The sequence below is a fragment of the Kitasatospora sp. NPDC057518 genome (assembly GCF_042802075.1).
Classification (GTDB): Bacteria; Actinomycetota; Actinomycetes; order Streptomycetales; family Streptomycetaceae; genus Kitasatospora.
The window spans coordinates 1-9291 of record NZ_JBHVEU010000349.1; the positions used below are offsets into that span (position 1 = coordinate 1).

Below are 9291 nucleotides of genomic sequence, written 5' to 3' on the forward strand. Positions count from 1 at the left end.
GCGTTCGTGACGGGCGGGACGGGGTCAGGCCGTGAAGTAGCCGCTCAGGTCGGCGATCACGTGGGTGTCACCCCAGTTGTTGAAGAACGTCACCCGGCCGTCCACGACCGGGACGACGACCAGGTTGGCCCTGGTCTGCCCGGCCGTGAAGTTGAGGTTCGACACGCCGGGGCGGTCGGTGCCGTGCGGGTAGACGATCAGGTGGCCGTCCGCCGTCGGCTCGGTGACCGTGACGTTGAGGACCACGGCGGTGACGCCGGTGGCCGGCACGCCCTCCAGGCCCGTCACCCGCATGCTGACGACGCCGCCGCCGCTCACCGCTCCGGCTCGGGCGCCGACACCGTTGCGGGTGTCCAGCAGCCGGACGGGGGTGGTGGGGGAGTAGGTCGAGCCGGAGTCGCCGTAGTAGCCGGTGACGTCGGCGATCAGGTCGACGTCGCCCGCGCTGTTGCGCAGGTCGACCTTGCCGTTGACGACCGGGACCGTCACCAGGTTGGCGACGATCTTTCCGGCTTCGTAGTTGAGGTTGGAGACGTTCGGCAGGGGCCGGCCGTCGGGGTAGACGATGATGTGGCCGGAGCCGGTCGGGTTGACGGCGGTGACGTTCATGACGACGGCGGTGACGCCGGTCGACGGGACGCCCTTGACGCCGGCCACCTGGAGGCTGACCACGCCGCCCGCGCCGACCCGCTGGGCGGGGGCGCCGGTGCCGTCCCGGGTGTCCAGGAAACGGGCCGGGGTGATCGGGGAGAAGGCCGATCCGGCGGCCCCGTCGGTGTAGTAGCCGGTGACGTCGGCGATCAGGTCGACGTCGCCCGCGCTGTTGCGCAGGTCGACCTTGCCGTTGACGACCGGGACCGTCACCAGGTTCGGGACGATCTTTCCGGCTTCGTAGTTGAGGTTGGAGACGTTCGGCAGCGGCTGGCCGTCGGGGTAGACGATGATGTGGCCGGAGCCGGTCGGGTTGACGGCGGTGACGTTCATGACGACGGCGGTGACGCCGGTCGACGGGACGCCCTTGACGCCGGTGACCTGGAGGCTGACCACGCCGCCCGCGCCGACCCGCTGGGCGGGGGCGCCGGTGCCGTCCCGGGTGTCCAGGAAACGGGCCGGGTCGATCGGGACGAACCGGCTCTTGGACGGGGTGGTGGCGGCGGTGACGGTGAAGGCGTCGGGGAGCGAGACCCCGTAGACGCCGTCGAGTTCGATGTTGTACTTACCCGGCGCCAGGCTCCTGGTGTCGAGCAGCACGTCGAGCGCGGTGCCGTCGGCGTTCACCGAGACGGTCTCCAGGAACTGCGTGCCGGAGGCACCGCTGCCCACCAGCTTCGCCTTGCTGCCCAGGGTCAGTCCGGAGCCCCGGACGACGGCCTGGACCCTCGTCCCGGCGGTCCCGGTGGAGGGGCTGACGGACGCCAGGAAGGGCCACGGCTGCGGTCGCGGGCAGGAGGAGTCGCAGGTGCCCTGCACGCTGTACTCGACCGGCAGGTCCGAGGTACCGGGGGTGACGATCAGGACGGCCTGGCCGCCGTCGGCGGAGCTCAACGTCTGGCACCGGGCGCTGAACCCGCTGGAGTTGACGCACTGGTGGTCGTAGTAGTCACGGTTCCAGTGGGTGCCGCTCAGCAGGGTGACGGCGGGCTGCTGGCTGAAGGGGGCGCTGCTGGTGCCGGCGACGTTGAAGGACTGCGAGGGCTTCATGTCGACCACCGCGCAGTAGCCGGTCGAGTCCTCGGTGAACACCCCGCTGCGCTGCGGGAAGCCGTCGATCGAGACCGGGTGGGCGGTGCACTCCGGTGCCCAGCCGTCGGCGGTGCCGACCTTCCAGGTGTCCACGCTGGTGTGCAGGGGCTTGTCCTTGTAGCCGGCCGCGAACAGGACCATGGTGTACGAGGTAGTGCCGGTGACCAGGCAGCTGGTGCCCCACTGGGTGCAGACGTTCTTCCCTCCGGCGTCGAGCACGGCGGCGAGCACCCCCGGGCCGTACGCGTTCCTGCCCGGCCGCGAGCCGATCCAGAGCTTGTCCGCGGCTGTGGCGTCGACGCGGACGCACCGGGCGTCCAGGGCGGAGGTGAGGTCGAATCGGAGCGAGGGGCCGCCGACCGTCGTCGAGGACGGGGTGAGGCACTGTGCGCTCGGGGACGCGTCGCGCCGGGTGAGCTTGTAGCTGTCGGCCTCCCAGGTCCGGATCGGGATCAGCAGCGCGGTGTACGGGACGCCGTAGGTCAGGGCACAGGACTTGGCCGAGTTGCCGTAGGCGATGAACGAGCACGCCGGGCTGCCCGTACCGTCCACGACCGTGATCTCGGCGTTCAGCTGGTTCTTGAGGTTGCCGTAGTCGATCATCTCGGTGGTGGAGTGCTGGTCGGCGGGCAGGCTCAGACAGACGGCCTCCTGTGAGCCCTGGGGCATCGGGACCTCGACGCCCCAGCTGCCGTCGAACCCGGTCCGCGGCCAGGCGGTGCAGCCAGCGGTTTCCTCGGTCCGGTGGATCACCAGCGCGTATGCCTTGGATGGGGTGCCGGTCAGCACCACGCGGAACGGGGCGGTGCCGGTCAGGCGGCAGATGCCGGTCGTGTCGCCGATGTCGCACTGCTTGGCGCCCGAGGCGTCGACGACCCGTCCGCCGGCCGTGGTGCCGTCGGCGGGCGGCCGGTTGATCAGGTAGACGCCCTTGCCGGAGGCGGTCGGCAGGGTCAGGCAGAGCTGCTGGCCCGGCCCGCCGAAGGTACCGGTGGCCGGGCCGGCCGTCAGGCCGGTGTCGTTGGCCGCGACGCAGCCCCGGGTCTCCTTGGCGGAGTGGAACGCCAGGCCGAACGCGCTCACGGAGACCGCGTACGGGTCGACGGCCCAGGTGTAGTCACCGGGCGTCAGCTCGCAGGAGCCCTGGGAGCAGAGCCCGCCCTGCGGGGCCCCGTCGGCGGTGTACAGCCCGCCGGCGACGGAGCCGTCGCCCTGGAGGACCGTCCCGAACTCGTACTGTGCGGACTCCGGGACGCGCAGCGTGCGGCAGCGGGTGACCGGGGTCGGGTCCGGGGAGACGCCGAAGGCCTGGGGCTCGACCAGCGTGCAGCCCTCCGGGCGGGAGAGCCGCGCCGCGAAGAAGTCGTACGTCAGGGCGGTGGCGTTGTAGCGCTGGGCGGTGATCCGGTACGGGGCGGTGCCGGTGAGGCGGCAGTCGGAGGAGGCCCACTTGTCGCAGACCGGGGTGCCCGTGGCGTCGTAGACGACGGTGGTGGCGCCCCGGAGGGTGGCTCCGGTGCGGAGCATGTCGCCGGCGGCGAGGCCGTTCACCTGGTAGCAGTCACCGGCCGAGCCGAGCGCCAGGTCGCCCTGGTACACGGTCGGGGCGCCGAGGGTGAGGTCGGCGGGGCCGATCGTGCGGCAGGCGGTGGTGGACCGCAGCGGCAGGTACGAGAGCGCGAGCGCGGTCGGCGCGCTGGTGACGGTGCCGACCTTCAGCGTGTACGTGCCGGCCCGGGTGGTGGCGCAGCGCAGGGACTGGCTGCTGCCCCAGCTCGGGCCGACCGGGTCGTCGCAGGTCACGGCGGTGCCGTCGGGGGCGACCACGGACGGGATCAGGGATCCCTGGGCGGCGGCGATCTGTACGAGCAGCAGGTCCTTCTGCTGTGGCAGGTCGATGCCGAAGGTGGCGGTCCCGCTCTGGTCGACGGTGCAGCTCGCCACGGTGTTGGGCTGCAGCGCCGCCGGGCACGGGCCGCTCGGGTCGGCCTGCCGCAGCTGCTGGGCGAGGGCCTCCTGGTCGGCCTTCCGGTCCGGTGCGGCGGCGGCTGCGCTGCCCTCGCCCGCGGCCGGGTTCGGAGCCGCGGCCGGAGTCGAGGTCGGGTCCGGCTTGACGCCCGGGTCCGCCGGGGCGCCCGCCTGCGGCGAGGCGGTGGCGGCCGTCGGTGCGGCTCCCACGGCCTGGGCCGGGGCGGCCTGGCCCATCAGTGAGGCCAGGACGGTCAACAGGAGGGCTCCGGAGGCGGCTGCGCGGCCTCCTCTCCCTCGCTTTCGTCGTACTTGTCTGCCGATCGGCAGCACGTTCATCTACTCCCCCCACCTTGGACAGGTCGTGCGCACGGAAAGCGCACATGTGATCGAGCGGGCGGAGTCTAGCGGGGCGTACACGGCTGGTGCCACGGGATAGAAGGCCCTGACCAGCCGCTTCCGTTCCTCGTGCCGAAGCCGTTTCGGCCGCCGGTGGTGTGACGTACCGTCCGTCGGTATGGCCCTCGATCAGGCGCGCGTGAACCAGCTCTTCCTCCCGGACGCCTACGCGCACGGCGTGCCGTACGAACTCCTGCGGGAACTCCGTGAGTTCGCCCCCGTCTGCTGGGTCGAGGAGCCCCCCGTCGGCGGGTGGCCGGGCGGGCCGGGGTACTGGGCGGTGCTGCGGCACGCGGACGTGAAGCACGTGCTGCGCAGTCCCGAGCTGTTCTCCTCGCACCTGGGGGCGACGCAGATCCGTGACCCCGACTCCCCGGCGGACCTGGCGTTCGCGCGGGCGATGATGCTCAACCAGGACCCGCCCGACCACTCCCGGCTGCGCCGGATCGTCGCCGGGGCGTTCACCCCGCGCGCCCTGGCGGAGCTGGCCGGGGCGGTGGACGGGCGGGTGCGGGAGCTGGTGGAGGAGGTGCGTCCGGCCGGTCGTGCGGACTTCGTGCGGCTCGCCGCCGACCTGCCGGTGTGGACGCTGGCCCGGGTGATGGGTGTGCCGGAGCAGGACCGGGGGTTGCTGCTGGACTGGGCGAACCGGGTGATCGGCTACCAGGACGCCGACTACGCCCACTCCGGCACCGCCGAGCCGGCCGCGCTCACCGAACTCGGCCGTGCCGCGCTCGCCCGCCGTCCGACCACTCGGACCGGTCCGGACGGCCGCCCGGTCAACCCCCGTTCCCGCGCCGCCCTGGCGGACATGTTCGCCTACGCCCACGGCCTGGCCCGGCGGCCCGCGCCGGGCGGCCTGCTCTCCCGGACGCTCGAAGCGGGGCTGACGGTCGAGGAGTTCGAGACGATGTTCTTCCTCTTCGCCGTCGCCGGGAACGAGACCGTCCGCAACGGCCTGCCGGGCGGCCTGTACGCCCTGCTGAGCCATCCGGAGCAGTACGAACTGCTATGCGAGAGACCGGAGTTGGTCCCCACCGCCGTCGAGGAGATGCTGCGCTGGTGGCCGCCCGTCATGGACTTCCGCCGCACCGCGACGCGGGACGTGGAGCTGGGCGGCCGGGCGATCCGGCGGGGCGACAAGGTGGTGGTCTACCACGCCTCCGCGAACCGGGACGGGGCGGTGTTCCCCGACCCGGACCGCTTCGACGTCACCCGTAGCCCGAACGACCACGTGAGTTTCGGGTACGGTCCGCACTTCTGCCTCGGTGCCCAACTCGCCCGCCTGCAGCTGAGGTCGGCCCTGCGCTGCCTGGTCGAGCGGCTGCCGGGGCTCGGGCTCGTGCCGGGGCGGCCGCCGCGGCGGCTGGTCTCCAACTTCCAGAACGGGCTCAAGTCACTGTGGGTCCAGTGGGGTTGAGACCGCCCTCCGGATGCGTCCGGTGTGCCCGGTGCGCCCGGTGCGTCACTCGAAGCGCTCGGGGTCGCCGGCCCCGCGCCGGGTGATCTCCGCCTCGCCGCTGGAGAAGTCGACGACCGTCGTCGGCACCGTGCCGCAGTCGCCGGAGTCCAGCACGGCGTCCAGTTGGTGGTCGAGCCGCTCCTTGATCTCCCAGCCCTGGGTCATCGGCTCGTCCTCGCCGGGGAGGAGCAGGGTGCTGGAGACCAGGGGCTCGCCGAGCTCGGCGAGCAGGGCCCTGGTGACGACGTGGTCGGGGATCCTGACGCCGACCGTCTTCTTCTTCGGGTGCAGCAGGCGGCGCGGCACCTCCTTGGTGGCGGGGAGGATGAAGGTGTAGCTGCCCGGCGTCGCGGCCTTGATCGCGCGGAAGACGTTGTTGTCGATGTGGACGAACTGGCCCAGTTGGGCGAAGTCCATGCACATGAGGGTGAAGTGGTGGCGGTCGTCGAGGCGCCGGATCGACCGGATCCGTTCGAGGCCGTCGCGGTTGTCCAGCTGGCAGCCCAGGGCGAAACAGGAGTCGGTCGGGTACGCGATGAGGTCCCCGGAACGGAGGCCGGCGGCCACGGAGCCGATGGTGCGCGGCTGGGGGGACTCTGGATGCACGTCGAAGTACTTCGCCATTGGTCGACCCTAAGCGATCCCGGCCCCCGATCGCTGCACGGCGGGCCAGCGGGTACGGGCAGCGGGTACGGCCAGCGGGTACGGGCAGGGCGGACGGCCGGCCGCCGGAGCGGTCAGCCCGCGCAGTCCGGGCACAGCCCCCGGTAGGTGACCTCCGCCTGCGCCACGACGAACCCGAAGCGCTGCTCGGCCGGCAGGTCGGCCAGCGGATCGCCCTGCGGGTGGACGTCGCGGATGGCGCCGCAGCCGGTGCAGACCAGGTGCTGGTGCGGGTGGTGCGCGTTCGGGTCGTAGCGCTTGGCGCGCCCGTCGGTGGCGACCTCGACGACCTCGCCCAGGGTGACCAGTTCGCCGAGCGTGTTGTAGACCGTCGCCCGGGAGATCTCCGGGAGGCGCTCGGCGGCCCGGGCGTGCACCTCGTCGGCGGTCAGGTGCACGTGCTCGCCGTCCAGGACCTCGGCCACGACACGCCGCTGGGAGGTGAGGCGCCAGCCGCGCCCGCGCAGCCGCTCCAGGAGGTCACTCATATCGGTTCACCTATTCAGGTAATGGGGAGGACCGGAGTTTACCAATGCGCTTCCGGTGCCCTCCGGATCCCGATCGGATATGGGCTTGGTGTCTTTCTTGACTTGGATTCCGTCCACCGTAGGATCGGCTCCGGCGCTAGCCTGGACAGCAGCAGCACGTGACTCCCGGCACCACTCCCGTCACCGCCGTGCGCGGTGCCGAGCGGGAACACCACGGGGCGCACCAGGCCAGACCGCAGCAGTAGGTGCCGTAGGTAGCAGATGAAGACACCGTGATCCGCCTTGTGAGGGAAGGATTCCCATGTCTGACAACCACGATGCAACCGGCGTAGAGGCGAACGCGGAGGGCTGCCCGGTGAACCACGGGCGCGCGCCGCACCCCACCCAGGGCGGCGGGAACCGCCAGTGGTGGCCGGAACGGCTCAATCTGAAGATCCTCGCGAAGAATCCCGCCGTGGCCAATCCGCTCGGCGCGGAGTTCGACTACGCCGAGGCCTTCAAGACCCTCGACCTCCCGGCCGTCAAGCGGGACATCCAGGAGGCCCTCACCACGTCGCGGGACTGGTGGCCGGCCGACTTCGGCTACTACGGCCCCTTCATCATCCGGATGGCCTGGCACAGCGCCGGCACCTACCGGATCAGCGACGGCCGCGGCGGCGCCGGCGGCGGCCAGCAGCGCTTCGCCCCGCTGAACAGCTGGCCGGACAACGCCAGCCTGGACAAGGCCCGCCGCCTGCTGTGGCCGGTGAAGAAGAAGTACGGGCGCGCCCTGTCCTGGGCCGACCTGATCATCCTGTCCGGCAACGTGGCCCTGGAGGGCATGGGCTTCCGGACCTTCGGCTTCGGCGGCGGCCGGGTCGACGAGTGGGAGCCGGACGAGGACGTCTACTGGGGCCCCGAGACCACCTGGCTCGGCGACGAGCGCTACACCGGCGACCGCCAGCTGGAGAACCCGCTGGCCGCCGTCCAGATGGGCCTGATCTACGTCAACCCCGAGGGCCCCAACGGCAACCCCGACCCGCTCGCCGCCGCCCGCGACATCCGCGAGACCTTCTACCGGATGGCGATGAACGACGAGGAGACCGTCGCGCTGATCGCCGGCGGCCACACCTTCGGCAAGACCCACGGCGCCGGCCCGGCCGACAACGTCGGCCCGGACCCCGAGGCCGCCCCCATGGAGCAGCAGGGCCTCGGCTGGAAGAGCAGCTTCCGCACCGGCGTGGGCGCCGACGCGATCACCAGCGGTCTGGAGGTCACCTGGACGGCCACCCCGATCACCTGGGACAACAGCTTCTTCGAGACGCTGTTCGGCTACGAGTGGGAGCTCACCAAGAGCCCGGCCGGCGCCTGGCAGTACAAGCCCAAGGACGGCGGCGGCGAGGGCACCGTGCCGGACGCGCACGTCCCGGGCAAGCGGCACGCCCCGAACATGCTCACCACCGACCTCTCGCTGCGCTTCGACCCGGTCTACGAGCCGATCTCCCGGCGCTTCCTGGAGAACCCGGAGGAGTTCGCCGACGCCTTCGCCCGTGCCTGGTACAAGCTGACCCACCGCGACATGGGCCCGGTCGTCCGCTACCTCGGCCCGGAGGTCCCCGCCGAGCACCTGCTCTGGCAGGACCCGCTGCCGGAGGTCACGTACCAGCGGATCGGCGCGGCCGACGTCGCCGACCTCAAGCGGCGGATCACCGCCACCGGCCTGTCGGTGTCCGAGCTGGTCTCCACCGCCTGGGCGGCCGCCTCCTCGTTCCGCTCCAGCGACAAGCGCGGCGGCGCCAACGGCGGCCGCATCCGGCTCCAGCCGCAGATCGGCTGGGAGGTCAACGAGCCCGACCGGCTGGCGACGGTGCTGCGCGCCCTGGAGGGCGTCCAGCGGGAGTTCAACGCGCAGGCCGGCGAGAAGCAGGTCTCGCTCGCCGACCTGGTGGTGCTGGCCGGCGGCGTCGGCGTCGAGCAGGCCGCGAAGGCGGCCGGCCTGGCCGTCGAGGTGCCGTTCGAGCCCGGCCGGGTGGACGCGCCGCAGGAGCTGACCGACACCGAGTCCTTCGCCGCGCTGGAGCCCAAGGCGGACGGCTTCCGCAACTGGGTCGGCAATGGCAACCGGCTGCCGGCCGAGTACCTGCTGCTCGACAAGGCCAACCTGCTGGGCGTCAGCGCCCCCGAGCTGACCGTGCTGGTCGGCGGCCTGCGCGTGCTGGGCGCCAACCACGGCGGGTCCGCGCACGGGGTGCTCACCGGGACGCCGGGCGTGCTGACGAACGACTACTTCGTCAACCTGCTGGACCTGGGCACCAGTTGGAAGGCCACCTCGGAGGACGCGCACACCTTCGAGGGCCGGGACGAGTCCGGCCGGGTGAAGTGGACCGGCACCCGCGCCGACCTGGTCTTCGGCTCGAACGCCGAACTGCGGGCCGTCGCCGAGGTGTACGCGAGCGACGACGCCAAGGAGAAGTTCGTCGAGGACTTCGTCGCGGCCTGGGCCAAGGTCATGAACGCGGACCGCTTCGACCTGGCGTGATCCGCACCCGCGGCTGACGCGGCGGGAGCCCGGGGTGTCGACCCCGGGCT

General features: G+C 72.1%; 5 protein-coding genes. 2 read left to right on the top strand and 3 right to left on the bottom strand.

The genetic code is table 11. The features are described from left to right. Nucleotides 1–24: 24 nt before the first annotated feature. A complete protein-coding gene (locus tag ACFU7Z_RS28965) occupies nt 25–3969 on the bottom strand; it encodes a hypothetical protein (protein WP_380780645.1) in 3945 nt (1314 codons plus the stop codon). 259 nt (nt 3970–4228) lie between these two features. Here ACFU7Z_RS28965 and ACFU7Z_RS28970 point away from each other — a divergent pair, with 259 nt between their 5' ends. After that, on the top strand, nt 4229–5530 hold the full coding sequence (locus ACFU7Z_RS28970) for a cytochrome P450 (protein WP_380780647.1): 1302 nt from the start codon (nt 4229–4231) through the stop codon (nt 5528–5530). Nucleotides 5531–5575: 45 nt separating this feature from the next. On the opposite strand, the gene ACFU7Z_RS28975 is transcribed toward ACFU7Z_RS28970, so the two are convergent. Both ACFU7Z_RS28975 and ACFU7Z_RS28980 read right to left on the bottom strand, forming a co-directional pair. Then, the gene (locus ACFU7Z_RS28975) at nt 5576–6196 is read right to left on the bottom strand and encodes an L-threonylcarbamoyladenylate synthase (RefSeq protein ID WP_049650747.1); all 621 of its coding nucleotides are present in this window, start codon (nt 6194–6196) and stop codon (nt 5576–5578) included. Between the two features lie 113 nt (nt 6197–6309). Further along, nucleotides 6310–6723 (bottom strand): Fur family transcriptional regulator, encoded by a 414-nt coding sequence (locus ACFU7Z_RS28980; protein ID WP_049650746.1) that lies wholly within the window; start codon nt 6721–6723, stop codon nt 6310–6312. 301 nt (nt 6724–7024) lie between these two features. Between ACFU7Z_RS28980 and katG the strand changes: the two genes are divergently transcribed. Continuing rightward, complete coding sequence (gene katG / locus ACFU7Z_RS28985; protein WP_380780649.1) at nt 7025–9241, top strand: catalase/peroxidase HPI; 2217 nt, start codon at nt 7025–7027, stop codon at nt 9239–9241. The last annotated feature ends 50 nt before the right edge of the window (nt 9242–9291 follow it).